12 protein-coding genes and 1 tRNA gene are annotated in these 14,718 nt (G+C 58.8%); 6 read left to right on the top strand and 7 right to left on the bottom strand.

The features are described 5' to 3' along the window. Positions 1 to 142 precede the first annotated feature (142 nt). From msrQ to clpB, 4 genes are all read right to left on the bottom strand, one after another. Positions 143 to 742 (bottom strand): protein-methionine-sulfoxide reductase heme-binding subunit MsrQ, encoded by a 600-nt coding sequence (gene msrQ, locus UB90_RS06970; RefSeq protein ID WP_065325389.1) that lies wholly within the window; start codon positions 740 to 742, stop codon positions 143 to 145. Beyond that, a complete protein-coding gene (gene msrP, locus UB90_RS06965; protein ID WP_065325390.1) occupies positions 742 to 1,650 on the bottom strand; it encodes a protein-methionine-sulfoxide reductase catalytic subunit MsrP in 909 nt (302 codons plus the stop codon). The genes msrQ and msrP overlap by 1 nt, the downstream gene beginning before the upstream one ends. 71 nt (positions 1,651 to 1,721) lie before the next feature. Beyond that, positions 1,722 to 3,212: an FMN-binding glutamate synthase family protein gene (locus UB90_RS06960; protein ID WP_065325391.1), complete on the bottom strand. Its 1,491-nt coding sequence runs from the start codon at positions 3,210 to 3,212 to the stop codon at positions 1,722 to 1,724. Positions 3,213 to 3,389: 177 nt separating this feature from the next. Continuing rightward, positions 3,390 to 6,008: an ATP-dependent chaperone ClpB gene (gene clpB, locus UB90_RS06955; RefSeq protein WP_065325392.1), complete on the bottom strand. Its 2,619-nt coding sequence runs from the start codon at positions 6,006 to 6,008 to the stop codon at positions 3,390 to 3,392. A gap of 244 nt (positions 6,009 to 6,252) precedes the next feature. Here clpB and pyrF point away from each other — a divergent pair, with 244 nt between their 5' ends. Further along, on the top strand, positions 6,253 to 6,984 hold the full coding sequence (pyrF, locus tag UB90_RS06950; RefSeq protein ID WP_065325393.1) for an orotidine-5'-phosphate decarboxylase: 732 nt from the start codon (positions 6,253 to 6,255) through the stop codon (positions 6,982 to 6,984). A 397-nt stretch (positions 6,985 to 7,381) separates the two neighbouring features. Here the strand turns inward: pyrF and UB90_RS06945 are convergent, their stop codons facing one another. Next, positions 7,382 to 7,801: an NUDIX domain-containing protein gene (locus UB90_RS06945; RefSeq protein ID WP_065325394.1), complete on the bottom strand. Its 420-nt coding sequence runs from the start codon at positions 7,799 to 7,801 to the stop codon at positions 7,382 to 7,384. 102 nt (positions 7,802 to 7,903) lie between these two features. Here UB90_RS06945 and UB90_RS06940 point away from each other — a divergent pair, with 102 nt between their 5' ends. Then, positions 7,904 to 9,175, top strand: coding sequence for a DNA polymerase IV (locus tag UB90_RS06940; protein WP_074712530.1), 1,272 nt, complete (start codon positions 7,904 to 7,906; stop codon positions 9,173 to 9,175). 9 nt (positions 9,176 to 9,184) lie between these two features. On the opposite strand, the gene UB90_RS06935 is transcribed toward UB90_RS06940, so the two are convergent. After that, the gene (locus UB90_RS06935; protein ID WP_065325396.1) at positions 9,185 to 10,045 is read right to left on the bottom strand and encodes an N-formylglutamate amidohydrolase; all 861 of its coding nucleotides are present in this window, start codon (positions 10,043 to 10,045) and stop codon (positions 9,185 to 9,187) included. Positions 10,046 to 10,202: 157 nt separating this feature from the next. Here UB90_RS06935 and UB90_RS06930 point away from each other — a divergent pair. From UB90_RS06930 to UB90_RS06915, 4 genes are all read left to right on the top strand, one after another. Then, positions 10,203 to 10,277: transfer RNA gene (locus UB90_RS06930), tRNA-Val, on the top strand. A gap of 81 nt (positions 10,278 to 10,358) precedes the next feature. Next, positions 10,359 to 10,484, top strand: a complete 126-nt coding sequence (gene ykgO, locus UB90_RS06925; RefSeq protein WP_005648635.1) for a type B 50S ribosomal protein L36 — start codon at positions 10,359 to 10,361, stop codon at positions 10,482 to 10,484. Between the two features lie 283 nt (positions 10,485 to 10,767). Then, the gene (locus tag UB90_RS06920; RefSeq protein ID WP_065325397.1) at positions 10,768 to 11,778 is read left to right on the top strand and encodes a Fe(3+) ABC transporter substrate-binding protein; all 1,011 of its coding nucleotides are present in this window, start codon (positions 10,768 to 10,770) and stop codon (positions 11,776 to 11,778) included. Between the two features lie 386 nt (positions 11,779 to 12,164). Next, positions 12,165 to 13,028 (top strand): CobW family GTP-binding protein, encoded by an 864-nt coding sequence (locus tag UB90_RS06915; RefSeq protein WP_193600303.1) that lies wholly within the window; start codon positions 12,165 to 12,167, stop codon positions 13,026 to 13,028. Positions 13,029 to 13,036: 8 nt separating this feature from the next. On the opposite strand, the gene UB90_RS06910 is transcribed toward UB90_RS06915, so the two are convergent. Then, entirely contained in the window at positions 13,037 to 14,716 is a 1,680-nt protein-coding gene (locus UB90_RS06910; RefSeq protein WP_110613668.1) for an ABC transporter permease, read from the bottom strand. Positions 14,717 to 14,718 lie beyond the last annotated feature (2 nt).

Below are 14,718 nucleotides of genomic sequence, written 5' to 3'. Positions count from 1 at the left end.
CAAAACCACATGTTTTCATAGAGATAAACTTCTGCGAGACCTCTCCGACACCCCTGATCCCGCACGAGATCCCAGCCTTCTCGTGTACAAATCCGGCCCTGAGCGTGGAATCGTGAAGCGGTGCGAAGAGATTCCGCTGCGCTCAGGCCCGTCGCGGGACCGGGAGTTTCAACCTGAGCAGCAAAAGCAGACTGATTCCGCCCAAATACAGCAGCGGTTCGATCTGAAACCCTTTCGCGAGCAACACAAAGTGCAGTGCTGCCAAGAGTGCTGCCGGGTAGGCGAGTCGGTGGAGCTTGCGCCATCGCGGCCCGAGTTTGCGAATAGAGGCCGTGTTTGAGGTCACCGCCAATGGGATGAGCAGCACAAAGGCGGCCATACCGACCGTGATATAGGGACGCTTGGCGATATCAGCGACGATCTGGCTCGGGATCTGCACGTCCAGCAGCAGCCACACCAGCAGGTGACAGACAACATAGGCAAAGCACAAAAGTCCCAAGGCCCGGCGATGCATCATGAGGTTCACCCCCAGGAAGCGCCGCAACGGTGTCACGGCAAGCGAGGCAATAAAGAACTGAAGTGCCAACTCTCCGTAGCGATGCTCCAGTGCCTTGATCGGCTCCACGCCAAGCCCGCCTGTGAGGCCCTGCCAGAACAGCCAGACCGCCGGTGCCAGCCCACATATATATATGAGCCACGACGGCACCCAGCGCAGAGCGGAATTCAGTGTCGCAAGATCCATCAGAAGTTCTTTGTCAGATCCAGACCTTCATAGAGGGATGCGACCTCCTTATCGTAGCCATTGAACATCAGGGTCGGCTGACGGCGCGAGAACAACCCGCCACCGATGCGGCGCTCTGTGGCCTGACTCCAACGCGGGTGATCCACCTCCGGGTTCACATTGCTGTAAAAGCCGTATTCGCGTGCGTTGGCCATGTTCCAGCTGGTGGGCGGCTCTTGATCCGTGAGGGTGATCTTCACCACCGATTTGATCGACTTGAAGCCGTATTTCCACGGCACCACCAGACGCAGAGGGGCGCCGTTCTGGTTCGGCAGTGGTTTTCCGAAGATCCCCGTCGCCATCAGGGTCAGCGGATGCATCGCCTCATCCAGCCGCAGGCCCTCGCGGTAGGGCCAATCCAGAACCGGGTAGCGAGTGCCCGGCATTTCATCCGGACGCAGGAGCGTTTCAAAGGCGACGTATTTCGCGCCTTCCTGCACACCGGCCACATTCAAGAGGTCGGCCAGCTCAAACCCTTGCCATGGGATCACCATGGACCAAGCCTCAACACAGCGGAACCGGTAGATCCGTTCTTCCAAGGTCATTTCCGACAGGATCTGCTCAAACCCATAGGTGCCGGGGTTATCGACCATACCGTCGATCTCGACCTCCCAGGGGGATGTCGTCATCTCGCCTGCATATGTGGCAGGATCGGTCTTGCCGGTGCCGAACTCATAGAAGTTGCAGTAAGACGTGACCTCTTCCCATGTGTTGGGATCAAGGCTCTCCGCCTCGGCCTGTGCAAGCCCCGCCCCAATGCTGCCAAGTCCAACGCCGCCAAGCCCGGCGAGGATCTTGCGCCGGTTCCAGAACAGGGGTTCGGGCGTGATGTCGCTGTGGGTCAGGTCGTTCTGCCAGCGGTGGGCCATATGTGCGCTCCTTCAAGTCGGGTTGTCCCATGAGGTAACGCCCCAAGGCCTCAGGGCAAAAACATATCCTCTCACATCTCCGCGACAGCACTGTAACTTGGCAGGATCTCATTCATCGGCCGCGATGAGCCATCCTCCTGCACGATGCGCATGTGACGGCGGCGCATCTTGCGCGGCTCATCCACACCGACCGAATGGGCGATGGTCTCCACCTCGTGAATCACCTCGCGGGCATAGCGGGCGACCTTCAGGTATTTATCCTCAACCACAAGCCCCTGCTGAAAGCGCGGGTCGTGGGTGGTGATGCCGGTCGGGCAGGTGTTACGATTGCATTTAAGCGCCTGAATGCAGCCCAAAGAGAACATGAAGCCCCGTGCAGAGGTCACAAAATCCGCGCCCGCCGCCAGCGCCCAGGCGACATCGCCCGGATTGACCAGCTTGCCGCTGGAGATGAGGCGAATGCGCTCCTTGAAACCATACTCATCGCGCAGATTGCACACCATCGGCAGCGCCTCGCGCACGGACATGCCCACAAGATCGATCAGCGGCATGGGCGCCGCCCCGGTGCCACCTTCGCCACCGTCGATGGTGATGAAATCCGGCACATCATCGGGACGTGCGGCGAAGTTCAGGAACATCTCGCGCAGGGCGACTTCGGAGCCTGCGACAGTTTTGATGCCGACGGGTTTGCCTGTGATCTCACGGACCCGCGCCACCATATCCAAGAGTTCGTCATAATTTGCGATATCAAGGTGACGGTTGGGGGAAATGCTCGCTTCGCCCTCAGTAATACCACGAATTTCGGCGATCTCGGCATTGACCTTGGCCGCTGGCAGGATGCCCCCCTTGCCGGGCTTTGCGCCCTGCGCGAGCTTCAGTTCGAACATCCTCACCTGCGGGATCTCGGAGATTTCCTTCAGGCGCGTATCGCTGAGATTGCCCGCCGCATCGCGGACCCCGTATTTGGCGGTCCCGATCTGAAAAACGATGTCGCAGCCCCCATCAAGGTGAAACGGGCTGAGGCCGCCCTCGCCCGTATTGAGCCAGACACCTGCCTCGCGCGCGCCACGACTGAGGGCCGTCACAGCGGGGCGCGACAAGGCCCCGTAGCTCATGCCCGAGATATTGAAGAACGATGGTGCATTATAAGGGACGCGCGCGGTGGGGCCGATCAGCATCGGCTCGGTCAAGGCGGATTGATCGTCCAGCGGTGGAAAGGGCGCGTTCACAAAGATCGGCGTGCCCGGCACGGATGTGTTGCGGGTGGAGCCGAAGGCAACCGTATTTGTCACCCCGGCACAGGCGCGCGCGATCCATTCCCGCTGCGCCCGGTTGAAGGGCAGCTCCTCACGGTCCATCGCAAAGAAGTACTGACGGAAGAATTCTCCCAAAGTGCTGAACAGATGGCGAAAGCGCCCAAGGACCGGATAGTTGCGCCGAATGGCATCCTGCGTCTGCGTTCGATCAGAAATGAACATCACAAGCCCGACGAGGCCAAACACGCCAATCAAGCAGATAAACACCACCGCGAGGATCGACACCGCATTCATCGCAAAACCCATCGCACTTCCTTTCCGTACTCAAATTGCGCGGCCCATTTGGACCTGGCTGCACTCAGCTATAACATGTTGATCCATGACAGGCGGATGACGTTTGCCGCACCGCCGATCACGAGACCTCTATATTTGCAAAAAAGGGCCGCCCCGGCAGGGCGACCCATGACCATTCTATCAGGGCGATCAATGCACCACGGCATCATCCGGTCTCGGCCGGTCAGAGCTGCCGACACGATCCCCGATCACCAGACCCTCAGCGCCCGCGGAAACAGGAACGGTCTCACCATCCTTGATGTCTCCGGCCAACAAGGCCTCGGCCAGCGGGTTCTGCAAGGCACGCTGGATCACGCGCTTGAGCGGACGCGCACCGAACACAGGGTCATAGCCCTCATCCGCGAGCCATGTCTTGGCACCGTCATCCAGCTCAAGCGTGATCTTGCGCTGCGCCAGCCGTTTGGCCAGACGCCGCAGCTGAATTTCGACGATACCGTCCATGTCCTGCCGCGCGAGGCGATCAAAAATCACGGTCTCATCTAGACGGTTCAGGAACTCGGGCCGGAAATGCGCCCGCACCGCGTCCATCACGTCGCGCTTGGCATCCGCCGCATCCGCACCATCCGGCAACTGGCTCAACGCCTGTGCACCGAGGTTCGACGTCAGGATAATCAGCGTCTGCTTGAAATCCACGGTCCGACCCTGACCATCCGTCAGCATCCCATCGTCAAGCACCTGCAAGAGCACGTTGAACACATCTGGATGCGCTTTTTCGACCTCGTCGAACAGCACCACCTGATAGGGCCTGCGCCGCACGGCCTCCGTCAGCACGCCGCCTTCGTCGTAACCGACATAGCCCGGAGGCGCGCCGATCAGACGTGCGACCGCGTGTTTCTCCATGAACTCCGACATATCGATGCGCACCATGGCGCTGTCATCGTCAAAGAGGAACTCGGCCACAGCCTTAGTGAGCTCTGTTTTCCCCACGCCGGTCGGCCCGAGGAACAGGAACGACCCCAGCGGACGGTTCTCATCATTGAGCCCCGCGCGCGCCCGGCGCACCGCGTTTGCCACAGCCGTCACGGCCGCATTCTGGCCGATGACGCGCTTGTGCAGACCATCTTCCATCCGCAAGAGCTTCTCACGCTCGCCCTCCAGCATCTTGGAGGTCGGGATACCGGTCCAGCGCTCAACCACGGCTGCGATCTGTTCTGGCCGCACCGCTTCCTCGACCATCAGGCCCTGCTCTTCTTTCTGTTCCGCTTCCGAGAGCTGCTTTTCCAATCCCGGAATGACGCCATAAGAGAGCTCACCCGCCTTTGCGAGGTTGCCTTCGCGCTTGGCGATGTCCAGTTCCGCACGAGCGCGATCCAACTGCTCTTTCAGATCACGCGCCGAGGCGAGCTTGTCGCGTTCGGCCTGCCATTGCGCCGTCATCTCGCTGGAGCGCTCCTGAAGATCCGCCAGTTCCTTCTGGAGATGGTCCAGACGGTCCTTCGACGCCGCATCATCCTCCAGCTTCAGCGCCTCTTCCTCGATCTGCATTTGCAGGATCTGACGATCAAGCGCGTCCAGCTCTTCGGGCTTGGAGTCCACCTCCATGCGCAGACGTGATGCTGCCTCATCCACAAGGTCGATCGCCTTGTCGGGCAGGAATCGGTCGGTGATGTAGCGGTTTGACAGCGTCGCCGCAGATACCAGCGCCGCATCCGCGATGCGCACACCGTGGTGCAGCTCGTATTTTTCCTTGATGCCACGCAGGATGGAGATCGTGTCTTCCACCGTTGGCTCGGTCACCATGACGGGCTGGAAGCGGCGCGCAAGGGCTGCGTCCTTTTCCACGTACTTGCGGTATTCGTCGAGCGTGGTCGCACCGATACAGTGCAACTCTCCCCGCGCCAGCGCCGGTTTGATGAGGTTTGCCGCATCCATTGCGCCATCGGATTTACCCGCGCCCACAAGCGTGTGCATCTCGTCGATGAACAGAATGATTTCACCCGCCGCATCGGTGACTTCGTTGAGAATCCCCTTGAGACGCTCCTCAAACTCGCCGCGATACTTCGCACCCGCAATGAGCGCGCCCATATCGAGCGCCAGCAGGCGTTTGTCCTTGAGGCTCTCCGGCACGTCGCCGTTTACGATGCGCAGGGCCATGCCTTCGGCAATCGCGGTTTTACCCACGCCCGGCTCACCAATCATCACGGGGTTGTTCTTGGTCCGACGCGACAGCACCTGCATGGCGCGGCGGATTTCGTCGTCGCGACCAATAATCGGGTCGATCTTGCCTTCACGTGCGCGCTCCGTCAGGTCGAGCGTGTATTTCTTCAGCGCCTCATAGGTATCTTCGGCCGTCGCCGTATCTGCGGTTCGGCCTTTACGCACATCGTTGATCGCCTCATTCAGCTTTTGCGCAGACACACCACCTGCATCCAATGCCTCTTTGGCCTTGGATTTCACCAGCGCCAGTGCTGTCAGCAGACGTTCGACCGGGATAAAACTGTCGCCCGCTTTTTCAGCGACCTTGCCAGCTTCATCCAGAACCTTGGCGGTCTGCCCATCCAGATAAATCTGGCTTGCATCACCAGAGACCTTTGGCAACTTGCCAATGGCGGTTTCCACGGCCTCGCTGACGCGCGCCATATTCCCACCTGCATGGGTGATCAGGTTCGCCGCCATGCCCTGGTCGTCGTCCAGCAATGCCTTGAGAATATGTTCCGGCGTCAGCCGTTGGTGACCTTCGCGCAATGCAATAGTCTGGGCAGCCTGCACAAAACCACGCGCCCGTTCAGTGAACTTGTTCAAGTCCATCTTCTTCTCCTCTTCATAAGCGCCCCTCGCATGACCCCGCCCGCTTAGCAGCACAGGATCGGTGTGGGCCTCGGATAAAGATGTGGGCATTTGCGCCCCATCTTCAAGTCCCTCAGTACCACATCAGAAGTTGACGAACCTTGACCCTAATCAAGCCTCGCAAAAAGCCGCCATGCACCCTTTTCGACACAGGCCGGAGGCAGTAGGAAGGCGCGACCCAGCGCAGCAAACCGGAGTATTCAAAATGACCAGCCCCCTCGCCGATGACCGCCTGATCGTTGCCATGGATGTTCCAAATGCCATTGCTGGCTTAAAGCTGGCAGAGCAACTCGGAGATGCTGTCTCATTCTATAAGATCGGGTTGGGCATGCTGACCGGTGGCGGCCTCGCGCTGGCCAATGAGTTGAAACAGGAACTCGGCAAGAAGATCTTCCTCGACATGAAGCTCTTTGACATTGGCGCCACCGTGGAAAACGCTGTGCGGGGCATTGCCCAGTTCGACCTCGACTTCCTCACGGTGCATGGAGATCCTTACGTGGTCAGCGCCGCCAAAGAGGGCGCCGCGGCCAAAGACCTGAAAATCCTCGCCGTGACCATTCTCACCTCTCTGGATCGCGAGGACCTTGACGGGGCGTTGATTAAATCCGGCGCAATCAAGGATCTGGTGCAGGAACGCGCAGGCAACGCCTTGGCCGCCGGTGCGGATGGCGTAATCGCAAGCCCGCAAGAGGCCGCCTTGATCCGTGCTTTGCCCGAAGCCGAGGGCAAACTGATCGTGACACCGGGTGTGCGCCCGGTTGGGGCCGATCTGGGCGATCAAAAACGTGTCACGACACCTGCGCAAGCGCTGGCATCCGGCGTCGACCACATCGTGGTTGGCCGACCGATCTGGCAGGCCGAAGCGCCGCGCCTTGCAGCCGAAGCCATCATCAATGAAATGAACAGCCCGCAAGCACAGACCCCAAATCAGGGCTGACGGGCACTGTTCACCCTCAATCCGTGGGCGTGCCTAAAAAACAAGCGCAAATGAAACGCACGGGCGTGTCTCGCTCTCTAGCGTAAACCCAACGTGTTATCTTGCTGCAACCCGTAGCGATCAAAGAACAAATCGAGCCCATATGAGGCTCGATTTGAAATATTGAATGCATGCTCCGTGACATTGAAAGCACAGGGCGCACCGTTAAATCCCCCCATACATGCCCTCAACCTTTGCGAAACTGGCCCAAATAGTCGATTCTGGGGTTGAGACACTCCCCTGACGTTTACCTCTTCCTGAGAAACGTCACCTTCCCCCGCCAATTGTGCGGGGGCTTTCTTTTGAAAACGCTGAATTTAGCAGCCAATCCTCTTTGAGGAAGCTGCCTTTCTTCCCATCAATCACTGGGGCCACCACGGCAACTTTGCAGGTAATCTTGCAACCTTACCTTGAATCGCGGGATGCCCAGAGGGTGCGCCGCGTATTCATCCGGGTTCATCAAATCCCAGCGCTGGCCCTCATCGCCAAAGCGGATGTCATCGACGCTGCGCGCTGAGATCTCGGCGGCAAAGAACCATGTGGCGCCATCAGGTCGCGGGTAACGGCGGCTGTAGTGAATGGCGGCTTTGGGCACGATCAGCCCCACTTCTTCGCGGGTTTCACGCAATGCACAGGCCTGCGCTGTCTCGTCGCCTTCGCGTCCGCCGCCAGGGAAATCCCAGTAGCCGGGAAAGGGGATATCCGCCTTCTGGTCTCGCAGAATCACCAACAGCCGTGGCCCGAGAAACAGCAGCAGTTTCGCTCCCTTAAAGCTCATGATACAATCCAACTCTGCGCCGGTGCGCCTGTTTGCAATGCCTGCACGCTAACGGGAATGACATCGGTGCACACCCCCGTTTTTGCCTTGCCCGAGCACATCATGCCTGCCCTTTGTCGCGACTGCCTGCATTGTTTCAATCCCGGCACGCAGCCACGCGGTCCGCAACGCTGCCCATCGTGTCGCAGCCCCCGTATCAAGCAGCATGACGAACTTTTCACACTCTCTATCGCGCATATGGATTGTGATGCGTTTTATGCAAGTGTTGAAAAACGCGACAACCCTGAGTTGGCCGACAAACCAGTGATCATTGGCGGTGGCCATCGCGGCGTTGTGTCTACTGCGTGCTACGTGGCGCGCATTCGTGGTGTGCGTTCGGCGATGCCGATGTTTCAGGCGCTCAAGCTCTGCCCCGATGCGGTGGTGATTAAACCGCGTATGGAGGCGTATGCAGAAACCAGCCGCGCCATTCGCGCGATGATGGATGAACTCACTCCCGAGGTGGAGCCGCTCTCGCTAGATGAGGCATTTATGGATCTCTCCGGCACCGAGCGCCTGCATGGTGCCCCGCCCGCAGTGATGCTGGCACGCCTTGTGAAGCGCATGAAAGACGAACTGGGCGTCACAGGCTCTATTGGCCTCAGCCACAACAAATTCCTCGCCAAAGTCGCGTCTGACTTAGATAAGCCGCGCGGTTTCTCAGTGATAGGCGAAGCTGAAACAGTCGAATTTTTGCATGACAAACCTGTGCGCCTGATCTGGGGCATCGGTCCTGCTGCACAGGCTTCCCTTGAAAAAGCAGGCATCCGTGCGTTCTCCGACCTCTTGCGCTGGGATCGGCGCGACTTGAATGACAGATTCGGCAGCATGGGCGACCGGCTGTGGCATTTGGCGCGCGGAGAGGACCGCCGCAAGGTGTCTGCCCGCAATCCTGTCAAATCGATCTCGAAAGAGACGACCTTCTTTTCGGACACCATGCATATTGATGTCTTGGACGGGCATCTGTGGCGATTGGCCGAGCAAGTCTCAGACCGGGCTAAGGCAAAAGGGCTGGCAGGACGGGTGGTGACGCTCAAGCTGAAGCGTGCGAACCACTCCACCCTCACACGGCGGCAGTCGCTTCACAGCCCGACACAATTTGCCGATCAGATCTACCGCACCGCGCGGCATTTGCTGAACCAGACCGTGAGTCAGGGGCCGTTTCGTCTGCTGGGGTGTGGCATCAGTGAACTGGTCCCCGAGACCGAAGCCGATACCACAGGTGATCTCTTGGATCCCAATGCCGCCAAACGGGCCAGCGCAGAACGCGCCGCCGATGAGATTCGCAAACGCTTTGGCAAAGAGGCGATTCTGAAAGGGCGCGCCCTTCGCTAAGGCCTGAGCCTACTCGGCCGCCATCGGCTTTTGATCCTTTCGCAAACCAGATATCCGCTGCAACGCCTGCGTGATACGCGCACGGATCGCCTCAAATTCGGCGTTAGGCGCGATATTGGCCTCATCCATATAAAGAGAGCGGTCGATCTCGACCTGAATCGCATGCTGTTGCCGAAATGGGCGACCATAGGTTTGGGTGATATAGGCCCCCGCAAAGGGGCTGTTGCGCGCGACGCGAAACCCAGCCTCGGCAAACGCAGCTTCAATCTCATCGACGATGGAACCATCCGCCGCTGCGCCAAAGCGATCTCCCAGCACAATCTCGGGTCGCTTTTCACGCTGGGGCGAACAATTTTCGATAGCCTCATGGGGCATTGAGTGACAATCGATCAAAATCGCCTCGCCAAAGCGGGTGTGGGCTGCATTCAACAACCGCTGCAAGGCCGTATGATACGGGAACCAATAGTCATCGATTCGCATACGCGCCTCCTGCATGGTGATTTTGCCGCTATAAATCGCACGTCCGTTCGACACCACGCGAGGAATCACACCCAATCCGGAGGCCACACGGGGATTCTGTCCGCGCCTGCGTGCACCTTCGATCAGGGCAGGATCGAGCTCCTCTGAGGAGCGGTTGAGGTCCACATAGGCCCGCGGCATTTTTGCTGCCAGTAATGGCATGCCCAACCGGGGCGCTGCCGCGAACAGTAGATCAACAAAGGCATCCTCACTGCTGCGCAGCCGCTTTGCATCCAGAATCGACTGAGAAACAAAGGTTTTTGGATAATTTGACCCGCTATGAGGAGACGCAATCACCACTGGTGACTGCCACCCTTGCGGCATCTCAATAGAATATGCCTGACCTGACATGCCAGCTCCGCCTTCCCGCCTGAGATTCCCAGCATAGAGTTTATATTTCTGTGGCAAAAGCTCTTGCGCCCACAATCGACTCCTTTTATAGACCCCTTCACCGACGCGAAGCGATGCGCCACTCGGCGCAGCGAAATTTGTTTTGAGTTGGTATCATGGGCGGTTAGCTCAGCGGTAGAGCACTTCGTTGACATCGAAGGGGTCACAAGTTCGATCCTTGTACCGCCCACCATGATTTCGCTGTTTTGAACTTCGGTTCAGAACGCCCCGCTAACCCAGGCGCTGGTTCGCGCCGCAGAAAAGGAGAGAGACCATGAAGGTCAAGAACTCGCTCCGCTCGCTGAAGAACCGGCACCGTGACTGCCGGGTTGTGCGTCGCAAGGGCCGCGTTTACGTCATCAACAAGACGCAGCGCAAGTTCAAAGCACGCCAAGGCTGAGCACTTAGCATCAGACGCCTCTTTGAGGCTCCGAAAAACCGCATCTCCGGATGCGGTTTTTTGTTTTTTGGGCCTAGCGCATTCAACATGTGCCCCTGCCCCTCGAAACCACCGATGTCATCGGCTGTGTCGGCATGTTGCGGGTGTCGAATAACTTTTCTGACAGAATTAATCGGTTACCCCTTACATTTGGTCTTCAATATAGTAATTGACTAAACAACTTGGGAATTGGCCGACGAGGCATGACCCAGGGACTAGCGACATTCACGAGGATGGAAATCACATGAAAACCAAAGTCTTCACTACTGTAATCGCCGCGAGCCTTGCCACCACTGCCGTTGCTGACGGTGTGGTCAACCTATACTCGTCCCGCCACTACGACACTGACGAGCGCCTCTACTCTGATTTTGAGGAAGCCACAGGTATCACCATCAATCGCATCGAAGGCAAAGCGGACGAACTGATCGCCCGCATTCAGGCCGAAGGCGCAAACTCCCCTGCGGACGTGCTGATCACCGTCGACACCTCCCGCCTTGAGCGCGCGAAGGATGCAGGTGTTCTGCAGTCCATCGACAGCAAGGTTCTCGAAGAGCGCATCCCCGCCAACCTGCAAGACAGCGACAACCAGTGGTTCGGCTTCTCGCAGCGCGCGCGCATCGTGTTTTATGACAAAGCAGACGTGACCAACCCGCCCGCAACCTACATGGATCTGGCAAAGCCCGAATACAAAGGTATGGTCTGTCACCGTTCGTCCTCCAACGTCTATTCGCAGACGCTGCTGTCCGCGATCATCGAGAACCACGGTGAAGAAGAAGCCCGTAAATGGGCAGAAGGCATCGTCGCGAACTTTGCCCGTGACCCACAGGGCGGTGACACCGACCAGCTGCGCGGCCTGATCTCCGGCGAATGCGATGTGTCGATCGCCAACACCTACTATTTCGCTCGTGCCCTGCGCAAAGACGTCAAAGGTCTCTCCGCTGACATCGAAAAAATCGGCGTAGTCTTCCCGGCACAGGACGCGGAAGGCGCGCATATGAACCTTTCGGGCGCGGGTGTCGCAGCAAACGCCCCGAACCGTGAAAATGCAATCAAGTTCCTCGAGTATCTCGCGTCCGATCAGGCACAGCAGTACTTCTCGGGCGGCAACGATGAATTCCCGGCCGTTCCGGGCGTCAGCAAGTCTGAAAGCGTGGCAAAACTCGGCGAGTTCAAAGCGGATGATGTCGACCTGTCCAAGGTGGCCAAGAACGTCCCGACCGCACAGAAGATCTTTAACGAGGTTGGCTGGGAGTAATTCTCTCAGGCACTCGACCAGAGGGGGCGCAGTCTTGGCTGCGCCCTTTTTCTTTGCGCTCAATCCCTTGGCAGGGGGCTAAACAGCCTTCGAGACCACCAGAGATTCGTCACGGTTTCACGGATTTTCAAAACTGGAGCCGCCAAAACATGCGCAAAACAGCATAACAAAAAATTGAACCGTCGCACAATTCTCGTGCAAAATCAGAGGCCAAGCCTCGCGTGGGTATACCTGGTAGGTATCCCGCCCAAGGTTTGTCTGGACCGGTCACTTCCCACGACCTATAGAGTTGCGCCAAGCAAGACGAAGAGTTTGCAATCTCACACAATGGGGAGCTCGGCTGACATGCCGTTTGCGTTGCATTTTATGCGCGAGGGCACGGCCTGATGCGCATTCCGGTTACAATCATCAGCGGATATCTCGGCGCGGGGAAAACCACGCTGATCAACTCCCTTCTTGGCGAGGACCACGGGCTGCGCCTGTCGGTCCTGATCAACGACTTCGGCAGTATCAACATCGACGCCGCGCTGATCGCGGATGAAAGCGTCGATAGCGTCGCTCTCACCAATGGATGCGTCTGCTGCTCGCTCGGGGATGATCTCGCGGTGAGCGTCAATGACGTGCTGTCCCGCACACCGCAGCCAGATCACATCCTGATCGAGGCAAGTGGCATCGCTGAACCCGTGACCATTGCCAATGCGCTGTTGAGCGACAGTCGCCTGAGTTATGCTGGCATCGTGACGGTCGTGGACGGATCAAACTTTGCCGCACTGATGGATGACCCGCTGCTCAAGCCGCAAGTATCGCAGCAAATCCGGGCGGCTGATCTGGTCTTGATCAGCAAGCAGGATGAGGCCCCGAACGATGCTTTGGTTGCCGAACTGAGCGCGCTGGGTGCTCGCACACCAACCCGCACCGCTGACATTGAATTGTCCCGTCTGCTGTTTGACATCACCCCGCTGCCGCGCGGTAAAAGCCTCGTTTCACATCCGGGATATGTAAGCTGGCAGCACCGCAGCACCGAAATCATCGACCGTCGCGCATTGGGCGATAAACTCGCCGAGCGGCCTGAGGGGCTTTATCGGATGAAGGGGTTTGTGCTGACCTCTGGCGGCGCCTATGAGCTTCATATCGTGGGGCGCCATGTCGAAGCCCGCCGCTGCGATGCGGAGGAGACGGTGCTGGTTGCGCTTGGACCGGCGCAACGGGTCAGCCACGCCCAAATCGAGGCTTGGTGGGCCGGTCGCTAAGGCTCCGCTCAGCTACGACGCCGAACCTGACGGCAAACCAAGATCACCGGCAATAACCCGACAGCCATAATCACGAGGGACGGCACCGCAGCCCCCTCCAGCCGTTCATCCGCGGCCAGTCGATGCGCCTGCACCGCAAGGGTGTCGAAATTGAACGGGCGCATAATCAAGGTTGCTGGTAGTTCTTTCATCACATCAACAAAGACGATCAACAACGCCGTCAGCAGGCTTGGTGTCAGGATCGGCAGGTGAACGCGGCGCAGCATGCCCAGCGGGCTTTGCCCGAGCGAGCGAGCGGCGGCGTCCATATTGGCGTGTACCGTGGCTTGCCCGCCCTCATACGCGCCAAGCGCCGCCGCCATAAACCGCACCATATACGCGACCACCAAGAGCCAAATTGACCCCGTCACCAGCAACCCGGTGCGCAGACCAAAATTGGCCTGCATCCATGCATCCAGAGCATTGTCGAATGCGGCGAAGGGCACCATCAGACCAACCGCAATCACGCCACCTGGCACGGCATAGCCAAGGCGAGAGATATTGGCCGCTGTGCTCGACACCCGCCCCGGCTGCAAACGCTGATAGAACCCAAGGCTCACAGCCGCGAGCAACGTCACAAGTGCGGCCGTGCTGGCGAGCGTCAGAGAGTTGGTGATAAACGCAATATAACGACGGCTCAGAAGGTTCTGCTCAGAGTTCAGCCCCATCAATGTGAGGCTCACCAGAGGTACAAGAAAGCCAAACACAACCGGCAGCGCACAGAGGATTATCGCCCCGGTGGCCTTTGTGCCCGATAGTGTCGCAGGTGGCAGTGCAGCCTGCTGCTTGCCCGCGTGATGATAGCGCGCGCGCCCCCGGCTAAGTCGTTCTGCCACCGCAAGCATCAATGCAAAACCGAGAAGGCACAGCGCCAGTTGCGCAGCCCCCGCACGATCCGCGAGGGAAAACCAGCTTGTGTAGATACCGGTGGCAAAGGTCTGCACGCCAAAATAGGCGACCGTGCCGTAATCTGCGATGGTTTCCATCACCGTGAGCAAAACGCCCGATGCCACAGCGGGCCGCGCCATCGGCAGGCTGACACGCCAAAACGCGCGCCAAGAACTGTCCCCCAGTGCGCGCGCTGCCAAGAACGCAGAGGAGCTTTGTTGCAGGAATGCGGCGCGCGCCAGCAAATAGACGTAAGGGTAAAGGACCAGAACCAACATCAGCGCGGCCCCGCCAAGCGACCGGATTTCCGGGAACCAATAGTCACGCGGTCCCCAGCCTGTCACCTCGCGCAATGTGGTCTGCACAACGCCGGGATGATCCAGCAAAAAGGTATAGCCATAGGCCAGAACATAAGCTGGAAACGCCAGCGGCAGCACCAAGGCCACCTCAAAAAACCGCACCCCCGGAAAGCGGGTCATCGTCACCAGCCATGCGGCCCCTACCCCGATGGAGAATGTGCCCAGCGACACCAGCAGGACCAGATAGATCGTCGTGCGCGCATATCGCGGCAGCACAGTTTGCCCGAGATGAGTGATGGTATCCACGCCACCTGTCATCGCGGCGATCGCAACGGCGGCCATCGGCAGCAAACAGGCAAGAGCGACACACCACGCCACCACCTGAAACCTGCGCGCGTCTTTGACGCGGGCAGTGGGTCTGCGACGGGTCACTGGCACTTGGGTTTGGCTTGCTTGCGTCATTC

Source organism: Tritonibacter mobilis, assembly GCF_001681715.1.
Taxonomy (GTDB): Bacteria; Pseudomonadota; Alphaproteobacteria; order Rhodobacterales; family Rhodobacteraceae; genus Epibacterium; species Epibacterium mobile.
The sequence above is the reverse complement of the archived record's forward strand: the minus strand, read 5'-3'. Positions and strand labels throughout refer to the sequence as shown.

Coding starts and splice junctions, on each gene's coding strand:
- msrQ (WP_065325389.1), bottom strand. CDS start 742: ATGGATCTTGCGACACTGAATTCCGCTCTGCGCTGGGTGCCGTCGTGG.
- msrP (WP_065325390.1), bottom strand. CDS start 1,650: ATGGCCCACCGCTGGCAGAACGACCTGACCCACAGCGACATCACGCCC.
- UB90_RS06960 (WP_065325391.1), bottom strand. CDS start 3,212: ATGGGTTTTGCGATGAATGCGGTGTCGATCCTCGCGGTGGTGTTTATC.
- clpB (WP_065325392.1), bottom strand. CDS start 6,008: ATGGACTTGAACAAGTTCACTGAACGGGCGCGTGGTTTTGTGCAGGCT.
- pyrF (WP_065325393.1), top strand. CDS start 6,253: ATGACCAGCCCCCTCGCCGATGACCGCCTGATCGTTGCCATGGATGTT.
- UB90_RS06945 (WP_065325394.1), bottom strand. CDS start 7,801: ATGAGCTTTAAGGGAGCGAAACTGCTGCTGTTTCTCGGGCCACGGCTG.
- UB90_RS06940 (WP_074712530.1), top strand. CDS start 7,904: ATGCCTGCCCTTTGTCGCGACTGCCTGCATTGTTTCAATCCCGGCACG.
- UB90_RS06935 (WP_065325396.1), bottom strand. CDS start 10,045: ATGTCAGGTCAGGCATATTCTATTGAGATGCCGCAAGGGTGGCAGTCA.
- ykgO (WP_005648635.1), top strand. CDS start 10,359: ATGAAGGTCAAGAACTCGCTCCGCTCGCTGAAGAACCGGCACCGTGAC.
- UB90_RS06920 (WP_065325397.1), top strand. CDS start 10,768: ATGAAAACCAAAGTCTTCACTACTGTAATCGCCGCGAGCCTTGCCACC.
- UB90_RS06915 (WP_193600303.1), top strand. CDS start 12,165: ATGCGCATTCCGGTTACAATCATCAGCGGATATCTCGGCGCGGGGAAA.
- UB90_RS06910 (WP_110613668.1), bottom strand. CDS start 14,716: ATGACGCAAGCAAGCCAAACCCAAGTGCCAGTGACCCGTCGCAGACCC.